The 14220-nt window shown below is 48.1% G+C and carries 14 protein-coding genes; 6 read left to right on the top strand and 8 right to left on the bottom strand.

Translation table 11 applies throughout. From position 1 onward, the window contains the following. The first annotated feature begins 136 nt into the window (after positions 1–136). Positions 137–1120, top strand: coding sequence for a GMP reductase (guaC, locus tag KNO79_RS11890; protein WP_031424215.1), 984 nt, complete (start codon positions 137–139; stop codon positions 1118–1120). Positions 1121–1142: 22 nt separating this feature from the next. Here the strand turns inward: guaC and KNO79_RS11895 are convergent, their stop codons facing one another. The 5 genes from KNO79_RS11895 to KNO79_RS11915 form a co-directional block, all read right to left on the bottom strand. Further along, complete coding sequence (locus KNO79_RS11895; protein ID WP_214691378.1) at positions 1143–1577, bottom strand: GNAT family N-acetyltransferase; 435 nt, start codon at positions 1575–1577, stop codon at positions 1143–1145. Next, a complete protein-coding gene (locus KNO79_RS11900) occupies positions 1574–2431 on the bottom strand; it encodes an MBL fold metallo-hydrolase (RefSeq protein ID WP_214691379.1) in 858 nt (285 codons plus the stop codon). The genes KNO79_RS11895 and KNO79_RS11900 overlap by 4 nt, the downstream gene beginning before the upstream one ends. Then, complete coding sequence (locus KNO79_RS11905; protein ID WP_214691380.1) at positions 2419–3174, bottom strand: P-loop NTPase family protein; 756 nt, start codon at positions 3172–3174, stop codon at positions 2419–2421. Before KNO79_RS11905 ends, KNO79_RS11900 begins: the two co-directional genes overlap by 13 nt. Before the next feature lie 2 nt (positions 3175–3176). Continuing rightward, positions 3177–6347 (bottom strand): EAL domain-containing protein, encoded by a 3171-nt coding sequence (locus tag KNO79_RS11910; protein ID WP_214691381.1) that lies wholly within the window; start codon positions 6345–6347, stop codon positions 3177–3179. 138 nt (positions 6348–6485) lie between these two features. Continuing rightward, a complete protein-coding gene (locus KNO79_RS11915) occupies positions 6486–7478 on the bottom strand; it encodes an LLM class flavin-dependent oxidoreductase (protein WP_214691382.1) in 993 nt (330 codons plus the stop codon). Positions 7479–7739: 261 nt separating this feature from the next. Between KNO79_RS11915 and KNO79_RS11920 the strand changes: the two genes are divergently transcribed. Both KNO79_RS11920 and KNO79_RS11925 read left to right on the top strand, forming a co-directional pair. Then, positions 7740–9113 (top strand): YjiH family protein, encoded by a 1374-nt coding sequence (locus KNO79_RS11920; protein ID WP_214691383.1) that lies wholly within the window; start codon positions 7740–7742, stop codon positions 9111–9113. 73 nt (positions 9114–9186) lie between these two features. Beyond that, on the top strand, positions 9187–9837 hold the full coding sequence (locus KNO79_RS11925; protein ID WP_214691384.1) for a C39 family peptidase: 651 nt from the start codon (positions 9187–9189) through the stop codon (positions 9835–9837). On the opposite strand, the gene KNO79_RS11930 is transcribed toward KNO79_RS11925, so the two are convergent. Beyond that, positions 9803–10627, bottom strand: coding sequence for a hypothetical protein (locus KNO79_RS11930; RefSeq protein ID WP_214691385.1), 825 nt, complete (start codon positions 10625–10627; stop codon positions 9803–9805). The genes KNO79_RS11925 and KNO79_RS11930 overlap by 35 nt on opposite strands. A 92-nt stretch (positions 10628–10719) precedes the next feature. On the opposite strand from KNO79_RS11930, the gene rluF reads away from it, so the two are divergent. Next, complete coding sequence (rluF, locus tag KNO79_RS11935; RefSeq protein WP_015880301.1) at positions 10720–11430, top strand: 23S rRNA pseudouridine(2604) synthase RluF; 711 nt, start codon at positions 10720–10722, stop codon at positions 11428–11430. A gap of 28 nt (positions 11431–11458) precedes the next feature. On the opposite strand, the gene KNO79_RS11940 is transcribed toward rluF, so the two are convergent. Continuing rightward, complete coding sequence (locus KNO79_RS11940) at positions 11459–11899, bottom strand: hypothetical protein (RefSeq protein WP_214691386.1); 441 nt, start codon at positions 11897–11899, stop codon at positions 11459–11461. Between the two features lie 197 nt (positions 11900–12096). Here KNO79_RS11940 and KNO79_RS11945 point away from each other — a divergent pair, with 197 nt between their 5' ends. After that, positions 12097–12423, top strand: coding sequence for a hypothetical protein (locus tag KNO79_RS11945; protein ID WP_047795765.1), 327 nt, complete (start codon positions 12097–12099; stop codon positions 12421–12423). Positions 12424–12457: 34 nt separating this feature from the next. On the opposite strand, the gene KNO79_RS11950 is transcribed toward KNO79_RS11945, so the two are convergent. Then, on the bottom strand, positions 12458–13207 hold the full coding sequence (locus tag KNO79_RS11950) for an SDR family NAD(P)-dependent oxidoreductase (protein WP_047795764.1): 750 nt from the start codon (positions 13205–13207) through the stop codon (positions 12458–12460). A gap of 117 nt (positions 13208–13324) precedes the next feature. Between KNO79_RS11950 and KNO79_RS11955 the strand changes: the two genes are divergently transcribed. Next, positions 13325–13957 carry a TetR/AcrR family transcriptional regulator gene (locus KNO79_RS11955; protein WP_251127156.1) on the top strand — a complete coding sequence of 211 codons (633 nt, stop codon included), beginning with the start codon at positions 13325–13327 and terminating at the stop codon, positions 13955–13957. Positions 13958–14220 lie beyond the last annotated feature (263 nt).

Here is a 14220-nt window from a genome sequence, read left to right on the forward strand (position 1 = left end):
GTTCAATTTTATTCATTTTTAAGATAAATTGATTGAGTTATCCTTTGACTTTAAACTCTATTCACGTTATATTACCGAATGGGCGAAGTTTTTTTATTGTTCAATACGTTAATGTTCGTGAATAGGGGTGCGATATATGGATAAAGTATTTGATTACGAAGATATTCAATTAATTCCTGCAAAATGTATTGTCGACAGTCGTTCGGAATGTGACCCGACCGTCGAGCTTGGTGGCTTCACGTTCCGATTACCGGTCGTTCCGGCTAACATGCAGACGATTATCGATGAAAAGGTCGCATTGATGCTGGCCAAGAACGGATATTTTTACATCATGCATCGCTTCAATCCAGAGACGCGCCTGGCGTTTATCCAAGACATGCATGAGCGTGGTTTGTATGCATCCATCAGTGTCGGCGTGAAGGAAGAAGAGTATGGGTTTATCGAAATGCTCAAATCGACCGGTCATACGCCAGAATTTATTACAATCGATATCGCTCACGGTCATTCGAATGCGGTCATCCGAATGATTCAGCATATCAAACACCATCTTCCTGGATCATTCGTCATCGCGGGGAACGTCGGGACACCAGAGGCCGTTCGCGAATTAGAGCATGCCGGAGCGGATGCGACGAAGGTTGGAATCGGGCCTGGTAAAGTGTGTATCACGAAAATCAAAACAGGTTTTGGTACCGGGGGCTGGCAATTGGCTGCACTTCGCTGGTGTGCCAAAGCAGCGACGAAACCGATTATCGCGGATGGGGGCATCCGTACTCACGGTGACATCGCCAAATCGATTCGCTTCGGCGCTTCGATGGTCATGATTGGTTCATTGTTCGCAGGACACGATGAATCACCGGGGGAAACGTTCGAGCAAGACGGGAAACAATTGAAAGAGTATTTCGGTTCTGCTTCTGAGTTCCAAAAGGGTGAGCGAAAGAACGTCGAGGGGAAAAAGATGTTTGTCGAACACAAAGGGGCACTACAAGATACATTGACCGAGATGGAGCAAGACCTCCAATCGGCGATTTCTTACGCGGGTGGTGACAGTCTCGAGGCATTGCGCACCGTAGACTACGTCATGGTGAAAAATTCAATCTTCAATGGGGATAAAGTGTATTAAAAAGGCGACCTCGTGTCGCCTTTTATAATTGCTTCATCATCATACAGTAATCCGATCCCGGCGGATAGTCCGGTAGCACACCTATTACCGTGTAACCGAATCGCTCATAAAACGGTTTCGCTTGAAACGAGAACGTCGTCAATTTCACACGCGTCGCACCGAGCGACTTCGCTAACGCCTCCCCTTCTCCAAGCAATTGACTACCGATGCCCTGACCATGAAAGTCTGCATCGACCCAAAGGCGATCCAAATCGAACCATCCCCAATACACACTCCCATATAAGCCGGCGATCACCCGTCCTTCTTGCTCCACTTTCAACTGAATGGTCGGCACGTGCGCCTCGCGAATGTCACGATGGTAAATCGAACGAACGTTGTTATACTCACGTAATTGAGTGGTCAAAAACTGTTGGAACGTCTCGTCTTCCTCGTGAATCCGCGTGATAGTGTAAGTCATCTTCCCACCGTCCCATTCACAAAAAACGTAATCAACTCGTTCTCTTCCTCGGTGATCTCCCGATTGACGAGTGAAGCATACGACTGCGTGATTTCATCAATATTTCCTGGGAAATTATTCGAAATGGTGGCGATTCGTCTTAATGCAAGGCAATCTTCTGCGAAGGATTCACGACTCACCATCTCACCGTGTGACCAGACAATCTGTTTAGCATCAAACGATTCCAATACATTCAACAACCGCAGGGTTTCTTCCGGAGTCATTCGCCATGTCGGAGAATAGATGTCTGCGTATAACGCGTCTCCTAAAAATAATACCCATTCTTCTACGACGTAAAGGACAACCGCATCTTTTGCGTGGTCTCCTCCGACATGTCGTAACACGACGTGAACGCCACCGAGGTCGAGTGTCAGCGATTCTTGAAACGTCAGCATAGGTAATACTATTTTGATATCGCGCGCGTCTCCATATTCTTCACGGATTGCTTCCGCGCAAAATGCGATTTCAATCCCTTGCGCCACCCGCTCATCGAGAGAGACATCATCCCAAGCATATGGGACAAGTTTTTCCATTCCCTGTTTGGTCGCTTCACTCGCAATGGAGACTATTCCTTCAAGTGCAGGTAAACCGAAGATGTGATCCCAATGCCAATGCGTCAATGCGACCATCGACGGCGCACGTAGGCCTTGTTTTTCTAGCTGTTCTAAAAACAACGAGGCGTGCGAAACGGAATTGCCCGCATCGATGAGCAGCGTATGCGTATCGCCGATAACGGCACCGAGAATTGGTCGATCGGTACGGTCAACGGGTGTCATATACCAAAAACGTTCCGAATGTTTGATTAAGGTTTGCATGTACGAATCGACTCCTCCTCTAATAAATTCGTTAATTCTTCGAATGAATGCCGATTATCATTTTGAATCCGAGCGTGGCGAAGAGGTAATTGTTTCAACAGTTCAAGCTCACGTCGTTGGCGTTCCACTAAAATCTCAATCGTTCCGGCCATACCCTTATGCGAATGGTTCACACCATAGGTGCCGCTCGTATAATACTCGACAAAACCGCTTTGCCATCCCATCGGTCGTTCATCATATACAATCGGAAAGATGCGTGCAACGTCATCCAATGCCAAATAAACGACCATCGGATCAATCGGTTTCAGAATGTCTGCGACCTCTTGAACGTATGCTTCCACGTCCGCTAACGGAACATCTTGGGCAACCATTCCAATGGTGAAAGGATTTTGGAGCAACGCACATTCAAAGATGACGTCCTCTTCCTCCCTATCTAACTTTTGAACATAACGCCGCCAGCGTTCGCACATGATTCGTGTGTGAAGGGCGAAAGGTAACTCGTAGACGTCTGTTCCGATCCGTTCTTCATCACCATCATAACGGACGAGCCACCCTTTTTCGATTTCATCGAGAATGCGACCGGTTGATGGTTTGTCCTCGACCCAATAGACATCATGCATATCCACGGGGTGTGACGCATCTACTTCCGAATAGAACTTGCCATTCCTTTTATCTCGCAGCCTCTCGGCAAATGTAGACTTTCCGCTTCCTGGCAATCCTTCAATCAGCCATAATCTCCCCATACTTAAATCCCCTTGTCATCTGAGTATCCACCATATTGGAACCACTGGTCTCCTCCATTGTTCTTTGCAATATACATCGCTGCATCTGCTTGTTGAAGAAGCGAATCGACGGTGTCGGTCGACTTGACTAGGGTGACGCCAACACTTGCCGTAAGATGAATGACTTCACCATTCGACGCGTCTATTCCCTGGGAAATAACTTCATTGAGCTGTTCAATCCCACTCAGTGGACCCGTTTGCACCAACATGAATTCATCGTCTGAAAAACGGTACACTTGACCACCAACATGCTGGACGAATTCATTTAATCGTTGTGCGATTTCAATTAACACTTCATCCCCTATCATGTGCCCGTACTGATCGTTGATTCTTTTAAAATCGTCTAGATTGACCAGTGTCACTGTAATCGCTGGCGTCCGGTTCATGTTTTTGTATAAATCGGTCGTGAGCGTATGACGATTATACAGTTTTGTCAGTTGATCTTGTTTTGCGATTCGAATCATCTCGCGTTGTTTCCGTTCCTTTCGAATCCCATTCTCCATCCATCGCGCAAGCAACCGTACCGTTCCAGTCAACTCTTGCAACGTTTCCTCATCAAGATGATCATTCAAGTTGCCTTGCTCCGCGAGAAGAACGACCCAGCCAAACACTTGATGCTCATGCGTCAAAGGAAAACTGACAAACCTCGTGAATTCGATACCATCTACAATCAGATCACCTTCCTGAAGCGTTTGCGCGCCGACCGTTGTCAGTTGATGTAGGGAATGCAGTTCTTCTTTCCCCCAAGTCAAACGAGAGACCCCATGCTCTACTAGAAGACGATGCGAAGGCTCAATCGAGAAGATGACCCCGTGGGAGTAACCGACCCATTCCAATAAAATTTCTTGAACCCGGGCCAATTGATCTTGGAACGGTACACGCAATGCCGTCGCTTCATACAATGCTTCGATTGATTGTTGTCGAGTGATTTGTCTTCTCGAGACTTCCGTGTGCTCGATCTCTGTCATGACCCAATGCGTAAACGATTCGAGCGCCTTCAAATTTTCTTCTGAGAACGTTCTCGCCTGCCCATCCACTACGCAAAGTGTGCCGATGACGTGACCTTGCTTCGTCCGCAACGGTACACCTGCATAAAATCCGATTCGGTCAATCCAAGGACTGTCACTTTCAATCGCTGCTGCCGCAACATCTTCAATCACCAGCGGAGACTCTGATGTGACAACCCGATTACATAACGTCCATTCCCGTTTGAGGTGAGCGGATTCGAGCTCGATACCGACACACGATTTGAACCACTGTTGGTCTGTCGTCATGATCGAAATGAATGCGATTGGCATCTGAAAGGTTTGTGCGACCAATCGGGAGATTCGGTCAAATCGTTCCTCTTGTGGCGTATTTAAAATTTCCAATCGTAATATCGCTTTGAGTCGTTGCAATTCACGCTCATCTAGAGAAGGATGCAACAACTGCGCAGGCTGCTCGATCTTCGATAACATCATCTGATGGGAATACAAGATTCCGAGCGCCTCTTCTAACTCCGCGAGCGGCATCGGACGACTGAAGAAATACCCTTGAATCTCATCGCAGCCGAGCTGACGTAAGATCCGATATTGTTCTTCCGTCTCCACACCTTCAGCCGTCACCTCTAACTCTAGCTTTTTGGCCAACGAGACAATCAGTTTGACGATTTCATACTCTTTCATGCCGCTCTCCTGATCGAGTTGCGCGACGAACGACCGGTCGATCTTGATCCCATCAATCTCGAACAACTTCAAATAATTCAACGAGGAATAACTGACCCCAAAGTCATCAATCAACAGTCGAAATCCTTGTTGTTTGAGCGATTCGACCGTTTTGATCGCCGCTACCGGTTCATGCATCAACGTGTGCTCGGTCACCTCAAACTCAAATTGTTCTGGCACAAGACCATACGATGCAATGATCGCAACCAGTTCATTCATATGGTGTTCATGAAATAAATTCGGTGAGACATTCACAGCCACGCGGCGCCCTTCAAACTGCTCAGGTTGTGACGACACATCCTGACATACCCGATTCATGACGAATCGTGTCACGTCTTCGATCAAGAGTGACTGTTCAGCCACACGAATGAACGTTTCAGGTGAAATGAATCCGAGAACAGGACTCTCCCAGCGAATGAGTGCCTCAAAATGAATCGCACCGTCCATCGACACTTTCGGTTGATACACCATGTATAACTCATCTAGCTTCAACGCTTTGACCAGTTCCGTTTCGATCATCATCTCATCGATGTAACGCTGCACGTATTCATCGTGTTCATATAAACGAATCGTTTGATTTCCCGTCTGACGCGCTTCCAACAGAGCCGTGGAGGCGTTCATGATGACACGGTCGGCATCCGCTGTACCGGCACCAATCCCGATACAACTCGATAACGGGAATTCGGCCTCCGCCACTTGATACGAATGATCTGCAATCACGTCAAGCAAATGCTCGGCGTACATGTATGCCAACCGGATTGGAGTATGAGGTAACACCGCGATAAAGTCTTCACCGTCTACTCGACCGATAATTGAACCTTTCGGAAGCGTATTCGCCAATTGACGTGTGATGTCTTTAATCAACTGATTCGAGCGCTCCACACCTTGAAGCGACATCATCATCTTGAAACGGTTGATGTGAAGGCGCATGACGCTCGTCTCTTCGGTGTCATGTTGCTCGAACAACTGGTCGAGCTCCAATTTGACTTTCATCAGATTTGGCATACCGGTCAAATAGTCCATATGCTCGATACTCTTTAACAACTTGATCTCCGCCTCCTCGGATAAATCAGTTGTCAAACCGAGTACATAACGAACGAGTCCATCCTCATCTTCAATCGGTACAAGCATAGAAGAAGCGAATCGGGCCGTATTGGAGTCGATGTTCATTTGCGACATGAAGTAGACCGGCTCCCCTGTCTCAACGACCGCATCATAATGTTCAATCAATTCCTCGACCACTTCCGAGCGATACATCTCATGTAAATACCGCCCTTCTACATCACTTGGAAGCGAAGAGGCCACCTTCCCCTGTTCGCTCACATTTACGTAACGATAGCCTGCTTCTGTCACTTCCATTAGAAATACCATTCGATACAAGCGTGTGAACAGCTCGAATAGATAATATGGGTCGCCTTTCATCCGTTGCATCGTATCCCTCCACCCGTTCCTTTTTCTTATAGTGTAGTTGGTTTCGCTCAAACTATGGAGAAAACCTTTGAAAAAATGGGAAAACGTTTTTCTCTAATAAAAAAACACCCTCTCATACTTGAGAAGGTGCTCTTTAGGTTAAAGCAATTCATTCGCCAAGAGACGATAGACGTTCAGGCGATCTTTCTGCTTATGCTGGATGCTACAAATCATCGCCTCATCGAAACCGTAACGTTCCGATTCATCCCGTAACTGTTCCGCAATTTGTTTCGGCGTCCCTACGAGGTGGATGGCTCGGTTGTTGGCGATATGAATTTTATCGACCTCCGTGAGCGGATAATCATGAGCCGCTTCTGGACTCAACAACTGTCTCAATTGACCACGCATCAAGAAGAGACGCGACAGATCAGAAGGTCGGGCCAAATATTCGGCCTCTTCTTCCGTCTCTGCCGTCGTGACCAAATACGTGACGCTGATGTCCGGTTTCTCCATGAAATCAGACGGCGTGAAATGGTGACGGTATGTGTCGAGCGTATCGGCACTCAATTGTCCGTTAAAGAACTGGGCAAACGAATAGCCGAGCCCCATCCGTCCGGCCTGCACGGCGCTGTTCCCACTCGAACCGAGTAACCAGGCTTCTGGAAGGCTGACACCAGTCGGAGCAGCCGGTGTATTTTTATACCATCTTTCCTCCGGTGCCTCACCTTTAATCAATTGAAGCGTCGTATCGAGTTTCTCGTAAAGTCCATCCATCATCGGTTTCTGCCCTTGTGACATCGCATAGATCGCGTTCGCATCACCGCCTGGCGCACGTCCGACACCAAAGTCGATCCGTCCTGGAGCGAGCGCGCTGAGCGTCTTGAATACCTCTGCCATCTTGAGTGGCGAGTAGTGCATCATCATGATGCCGCCGGACCCGAGACGAATCTTGTTCGTCTTCGCTGCCAGATAAGCCGTGATGACCTCTGGAGCCGAGCTGGCGAACGACATGCCACCATGATGCTCCGCCATCCACATACGGTAATATCCTAACTCTTCTGCGACTTGTGCGAGCTCGACCGCGCTGTTAAGCGCATGTTCTCCTGTATGACCCGACGTGACCGGCGCCTGGTCTAACACACTCAATCTCATCATGCATTCTCCTATCTCTATAATGAAGTTTCTAAATATCTTGAATTTGTTGGACTCGCCGTCATCATACTAAATGGTTTGATGGAATACGAATGTTTTGCCTAGTATTTAACCTTGTATTTTTCAGAAAATTTCCGCATGTTGTTGATAGCACCTGGTCATATTTTCTATACTAAGAAAGAAATACGTTTCAATAACGGCTGGATGTGTAATGGGGATACATAGACAGCACAAACACTTCGGGGAAATGGGGAATGCATCATGAATGGTTCATCAACACCAGACGGAAAGAAACCTTCTTTTTCGAGTCGAGACTTCTTTAAGTTCTTGATTCCATCACTCATCGGGATCATGTTTTTCATCGTACCAATCTCATCAGAGGAAGGCTTCACGATTCCAGTCGCCTTCTTATCCAATCTGCTGATTGACTGGATTGGGGATTTCGTCCCGACACTCGCCGTCATCATGATGGGGATTTCGATTGTCGGCTCATTATTACTCTTTACGGCACGTCCTGCTTTTATGATGGAGCGACCATCCATCAACGCACTGTTTAGCGTGACACCGTTTTGGTTCGTCATGCGCGTGATCGGTTTCATCGCCGGGGTCATGACGCTACTCACACTCGGACCAGAGATGATCACGTCAGAATTTACAGGGGGCTTATTGCTCTTTGATTTGATTCCAATCTTATTTGCGACATTCTTCTTTGCCGGTATGTTGTTACCGCTCCTATTGAACTTCGGACTTCTCGAGTTCGTCGGGACGTTCTTGATGAAGATCATGCGTCCGCTCTTCCGCTTGCCAGGGCGCGCCTCACTTGACTCGCTCGCCTCATGGGTCGGGGATGCGACGATCGGAATTCTACTGACGACCAAACAGTATGAGGAAGGTTATTACACGAAACGGGAAGCGTCGATCATTGCGACGACATTCTCCGTCGTCTCCATCACCTTCACCATCGTCGTCTTACAGTATGTCGAACTCGACCAATACTTCTTGCCTTACTACGGGGCCATCGTTTTATCCGGACTAGTCGCCGCTCTCATCATGCCACGGATTTATCCATTATCTAAAAAGGCAGACACGGCTTATGAGAAGACCGAGCTCAAACCGGAAGAAGAAGTACCCGCGAACGTGTCACTCGGTAAGTGGGCGTTAATTCAGGCGTTACAAAAGTCACGTTCGAGTAAAAGTTTCCTAGAGACGCTCAAAGACGGCTTCAAGAACGTGCTCGATATGTGGATCGGCGTCCTCCCTGTCGTCATGGCAGTCGGGACGATTGCGGTCATCATCGCAGAATATACGCCGTTCTTCACTATCCTCGGAAAGCCGTTCGAACCGATTTTGATGCTCCTTCAAGTGCCTGAGGCATCGGAAGCCGCTCAAACGATGGTCGTCGGTTTCGCCGACATGTTCTTGCCGGCCGTTCTCGGAAGCGGCATCGAGAGTGAGTTGACACGGTTTGTCATCGCTACGTTGTCGGTTACCCAGCTCATCTATATGTCAGAAGTCGGGGGCTTGTTGCTCGGTTCAAAACTACCGATCTCATTCATCGACCTCGTCTTGATTTTCTTGTTACGTACCTTCATCACCCTTCCGATCATCGTCGGCATCGCACATCTTGTGTTTTAACGAAAACGACGCCCTTTCTCTTTTATGAGATGGGGCGTCCTTTGTATACTAAAAGAAAAGGAGGGAGACCGAGATGGAGCACCCATTTGCAGGACAACTCGAGGTTGCGAACAACGGCTATGCCGGGATCATCGACCCGGAAGCTTATGTGAACGATCGTTATCACGGACGCTGGACATTAAAGCGCTCTGTACAGATTGAAGGCGTGCCCGTCTTGCTCCAACGTCAGTTCGAGAACGGCAAGAACAACTGTACGTTGACGTCCATCACCGCCATCTTCCGTTTCTATCGAGATCATGGGTATACGAACATCCCAGATGATGTGACACAAATCCAAGAAGATGTGCGAGAGATTGCCTTCAAGCATCATTTCAAAGACGAGAAAGGGACACCGCCGACACAAATCGCCACCATCATCACGAAACTTTGGAAACGATACGGGTATGACGGTCGAGGCAGTTCCCGCTATCTTTGGAAATGGTCGACGTTCGAGCGTGAGCTGAAAGCAGGACGCCCGTTTGTGTTGAACATGGCGAACGGCTTCTATAAAAATCATTCCGTCACGGGAGTCGGCTACTTGCAGTTTGAAAAACGGGGGTTCCCGGACGTCATCTTGTTAGCCGTGCTCGACAACCGTTCGAAGGACGTGCGCTACATCGACTTCAACGAATTCAACTTTTGGGGAAGCATCACGCGCGTCCATCCGCCAGCCAATCGTCCATAATCGTGTCAATCGCTTCTCCGATTTTTAAAAGGTGCTCGCGCTTCGCGTATGACCCGTAATGTAGCCCGTTTGAATCACGGCCATTCCCGAGCCCAACGAACACTTCTGAAGGCTTCATATGGAGGCCGATCATCGGGATACCCGAATCATGGCGTCCGATTTCATAGGTGACGGCGGGATATGCAGACAGTCTTCCGATTGTTGAAAAACCGTTCAAGGCACGACAGTTATCCCGTCCGAGCACGATGATACGGATCGGTTTGATGTACGCAATCGTCCGCTCCAACAGTTCGATTGAGGTCGGATGTTCCATCCAGTGGCGCCCCGTCCTCATCTTCCCCATCTGTTCATATGTCGCAAACTTGAAAAAATCAACGTGGATGACAGCTGCCGGATGATCATAGAACGAACGCCCCATCCCGTTGAGGAGTGCCTCGAGTTTGGCGCCATCCGGTTTCCCGAACCAGTTCGTCGTCGCGCGATTCGACTCGAAATAGACCGATGCCCGTTCGAGCGTTTGTTGCAGCGCCTCTTCATTTCCGAGGTAATCGTCAAACGAGAGTATGTTCCGCCAATAGAACTTTTGGTGTTGCCCCGTTCTCGGTGTCCCGTCACGATGTAAAAACTCGCCGCGAGACGGATTCGTCCCGATGGTCAGCCATTGATCCGGACCAGGTCGACCGTACCAAAGGACAGGTGATGCCTCTTGAATCAATTCTTTCCCGAACGTTGTGTCGCACAGTGCTTGTTGAAATCGGATTGCGTCTTGTAACAGTCGTACTGCCTCCATGTCATCCCTCCTCTCCCGTTCGTTTCCCGCTTTCGAGAGTTTATAAAATGCGTTATAGTGAGAGGACGAAGCCAAACAAAGGACGTGTACACATGCGCATCAATAAATTCATCAGTGAATCAGGCAAGGCGTCCCGTCGCCAAGCCGACCGTCTCGTCGAAGAGGGACGCGTCACCATCAATGGGAAAAAAGCAAAAATCGGCGACCAAGTCAAACCGGGCGATGAAGTCCTCGTCAACGGTTCTGTCGCACGGGTTGCCCGAAACAACGTCTACATCGCTGTCCATAAGCCGGTCGGGATCACGAGTACGACAGAAAAAAAAGTAAAAGGGAACTTGGTCGACATGGTCAACCACCCGCTCCGCATCTTCAACATCGGTCGTCTTGATAAAGACTCGGAAGGTCTCATCCTCATGACGAATGACGGCGATATCGTCAACGAGATTCTCCGTGCAGAAGGCGAGCACGAGAAAGAATACATCGTCTCGGTTGATAAGCCAATCACACCAGAGTTCGTCGAGCAGATGGAAGCCGGTGTCAAAATCCTTGGCCAGAAGACACTTCCGTGTAAAGTCCGTCCGCTTTCAAAGTTCGATTTCAACATTACCCTCACGCAAGGACTCAACCGCCAAATCCGTCGGATGTGTGAGGCGCTCGGATACGAAGTATTCCGCCTCCAACGTGTTCGTGTCATGAACATCACGCTCGGGAAACTGCCGCCTGGACAATGGCGCGATCTTTCGAAAAAAGAGCGTGAGCAGCTGTTCCGCGAATTGAATTACGAACCGAAAGAATGGTACTAAAAAGCAGCCTGAGTCGTCTCAGGCTGCTTTATTCTGGTCGAAGTGATGAGACATGGTCGGTCTCACGACGAATGAAACGTTTGAGTTGAGCGCTCAAGTCGTCGAGCTGTCCCATCGTCGTCCTCATTCTAAATTTCATATGAACATGGTCAAATGAGTCAAACTGCCATTCATCATGAATGAAAATATCGATTTGGATGGTCCCAATCCGGTCAATCAACGTGAAAGTTAGATTGACTTGCAAATCATCCGAACCCTCTTCTTCATCGACTAGTCTCCATGTGATCGGTTCTTTGCCCCACGCTTGATTGAATTGATCGATCTTTTGATAAAGATCCCCAAGACTCGCATCATCTAAATAAATCAACTGATTGCTGGCGCAGGCAGAAGACCGAAGTTGAAGCTGAACTTGATAAAACAGCTCCGTTTCATCCATCCAAATCCGTTCTATCTCAAACTGAGTGTCCATCTCACTATACCAACTTTCATAGTTAACTAAATAATATCAATTTCCTTTTTCGGCTCATTTGGCACTGTTCTACACTTGTCATCTCACTCTTTCATGTCGACTATATCATGTCAATTTGATGAATCACTTAAACTCTTTACACAAAACGGGAATATAAATAATACAGATGATTTTAAAATGAAAAGAGGTGAATCCTCATGAATGGTGCAATCTTTCCACATACTTCAATCGGAAAATGGTCTATTCTCTTGATTGCCTTGTTCCTTGCCATGTATGTACCGTTTCTTCTGCTCAATCAATTTGATACAATCTTCCACTCGACGCTTTGGAGCGACAATACTGCAAACATGCTTCGACTCAGCTATATGACCACATTCTCTATCCTCGGGCTAGGAGCGTTTGTGACCGGATGGTGGGCAATTTTGAAGCAGAAAGAGTATGCTGTGCTCGTCTTTTTTGCAGCTGTGCTTAGTTCAGGTCTAGTCATACTACTCGTGATGGAGTTAATCGGAATCTTAGAGTAATTAAAAAAGTAGGGCCTCCATAGAGACCCTACTTTTACTTCGCCGTCACGCCACCATCTACCGGAAGTTCGATCCCGCTGATATGATTCGCTTCGTCTGACGCAAGGAACAGGACGGCTGCCGCCACCTCATCCGCTTGTCCGAGATTCGGCAAAGCGATTTGATTCAAGAAATGTTGTTTATAGTCTGGATGCTCCATATGTGGCGCACTCATCGGTGTCACGATGTACCCTGGATGCACCGAGTTGACCCGAATGTTTTGCTTCCCGTAATCGACTGCCGCTGCTTTCGTGAGAGAACGGACCGCACCTTTCGAGGCCGTATAGGCACCGGCACCCGCCATACCGGTCAATGCAGAGATGGAGGAGATGTTGACGATTGATCCTCCCCCATTCTCCGTCATGAGCGGAATCGCGTACTGTGTCCCTAACATGACCCCATCGATGTTGATGCGATATGTGCGTGCCCAGTCCTCTTCTGTCTGTTCCAAGAAAGGTTTTGCAAGTGCGATTCCAGCGTTATTGACGAGAATATCTAATTTGCCACATGTCGCTTCCACTTCCGCGAATACATCCTCCCAGCTCGAGCGTGATGTCACGTCATGTTTCACCGCGATGGCTTCCCCACCTTGTGCACGAATCGACTCGACTACATTGTTTACTCCTTGTTCATTGATGTCTGTCGCGACGACTGTTGCCCCTTCTTTGGCGAATAGACGTGCCGTTGACTCTCCCATACCGCTTCCTGCCCCTGTGATGACCGCTACTTTCCCCTGTAAACGCATTGTCCCAGCTCCATTCATTAAATTATGATAGTCTAACTATCATAATAATAATTGGATGTGACATTAATCTCAACGAAACTGCTTGAAGACGATATACTAAGGACAGACAATGAGGTGATGGAATTGAGTAAACGACAACAAAACAAAGAAGAACGAGTTCAACTGATTATCCAGGAGGCAGAACGATTATTTATAGAGAATGGCTTTGAGAAGGTTCAAATGCAGGACATCGCGGATGCGGCAGGGATTGGGGTGGCGACACTGTTTCGCTACTTCCCGAAGAAGGATCAATTGATTGTCGCGGCAGCCGTCAAGAATCTACAACCGACACTCGAGAGATTTGAACAATTCATGCATGAGGAAGGAAACGCCTATGAACGACTCGAGGCCATCTTGAACCACTTTTTCGAGATGCAGTTGGAACGGACGAACCATGCCCGTTTCCGAGAGGCGTTCGAGAGCTATGCATCGCTCGTCGCCTCACCTCTTCCTGGAATCGAGACATACATCGACGTTCAACGACAGATCATGCAGACACTCGAACCCTTGATCGAAGATGGGAAACGCGACGGTTCATTCCGCTCGGATATCGATGTGAAGGTGACCGTCGTCACAATCATCAATACGTTCGGGACGTTCGGCAACAACATCATGTTGAAGTCGCACATCAGTTATTTAGAGGACGATATCGAACCGGCCGTACAATTGCGTGCTTTAAAAGAGATGTTCCTCACATCCATTCGGGCATAAGAAAAACCTCCCTTCGCTTGAAGGGAGGCTAATTGTATACATAAAAAATGAGCACCTCTCACTAGAGGTGCTCTCGAAAGTCTACCGCGACGGACCACGCTCCACAACGTGCTCCTCAAGGGAATGTCCGCCGTCTTACATAGACCAGCTCATCGCATGTACTCAACTATATGCGAAACCTACGTCCTCGTCAATCTTTTCTTCAATCTCGGTTGACATCTTCCTAAAAATTAGGATAATCAATAGTGTTAGCACTCCTATAT

The organism is Exiguobacterium sp. s43 (assembly GCF_018617255.1).
GTDB lineage: Bacteria > Bacillota > Bacilli > Exiguobacteriales > Exiguobacteriaceae > Exiguobacterium > Exiguobacterium profundum.

Excerpts from the sequence above, each read along its gene's own strand:
- guaC (WP_031424215.1), top strand. The coding sequence starts at position 137 with ATGGATAAAGTATTTGATTACGAAGATATTCAATTAATTCCTGCAAAA.
- KNO79_RS11895 (WP_214691378.1), bottom strand. The coding sequence starts at position 1,577 with ATGACTTACACTATCACGCGGATTCACGAGGAAGACGAGACGTTCCAA.
- KNO79_RS11900 (WP_214691379.1), bottom strand. The coding sequence starts at position 2,431 with ATGCAAACCTTAATCAAACATTCGGAACGTTTTTGGTATATGACACCC.
- KNO79_RS11905 (WP_214691380.1), bottom strand. The coding sequence starts at position 3,174 with ATGGGGAGATTATGGCTGATTGAAGGATTGCCAGGAAGCGGAAAGTCT.
- KNO79_RS11910 (WP_214691381.1), bottom strand. The coding sequence starts at position 6,347 with ATGCAACGGATGAAAGGCGACCCATATTATCTATTCGAGCTGTTCACA.
- KNO79_RS11915 (WP_214691382.1), bottom strand. The coding sequence starts at position 7,478 with ATGAGATTGAGTGTGTTAGACCAGGCGCCGGTCACGTCGGGTCATACA.
- KNO79_RS11920 (WP_214691383.1), top strand. The coding sequence starts at position 7,740 with ATGAATGGTTCATCAACACCAGACGGAAAGAAACCTTCTTTTTCGAGT.
- KNO79_RS11925 (WP_214691384.1), top strand. The coding sequence starts at position 9,187 with ATGGAGCACCCATTTGCAGGACAACTCGAGGTTGCGAACAACGGCTAT.
- KNO79_RS11930 (WP_214691385.1), bottom strand. The coding sequence starts at position 10,627 with ATGGAGGCAGTACGACTGTTACAAGACGCAATCCGATTTCAACAAGCA.
- rluF (WP_015880301.1), top strand. The coding sequence starts at position 10,720 with ATGCGCATCAATAAATTCATCAGTGAATCAGGCAAGGCGTCCCGTCGC.
- KNO79_RS11940 (WP_214691386.1), bottom strand. The coding sequence starts at position 11,899 with ATGGACACTCAGTTTGAGATAGAACGGATTTGGATGGATGAAACGGAG.
- KNO79_RS11945 (WP_047795765.1), top strand. The coding sequence starts at position 12,097 with ATGAATGGTGCAATCTTTCCACATACTTCAATCGGAAAATGGTCTATT.
- KNO79_RS11950 (WP_047795764.1), bottom strand. The coding sequence starts at position 13,207 with ATGCGTTTACAGGGGAAAGTAGCGGTCATCACAGGGGCAGGAAGCGGT.
- KNO79_RS11955 (WP_251127156.1), top strand. The coding sequence starts at position 13,325 with ATGGAATTGAGTAAACGACAACAAAACAAAGAAGAACGAGTTCAACTG.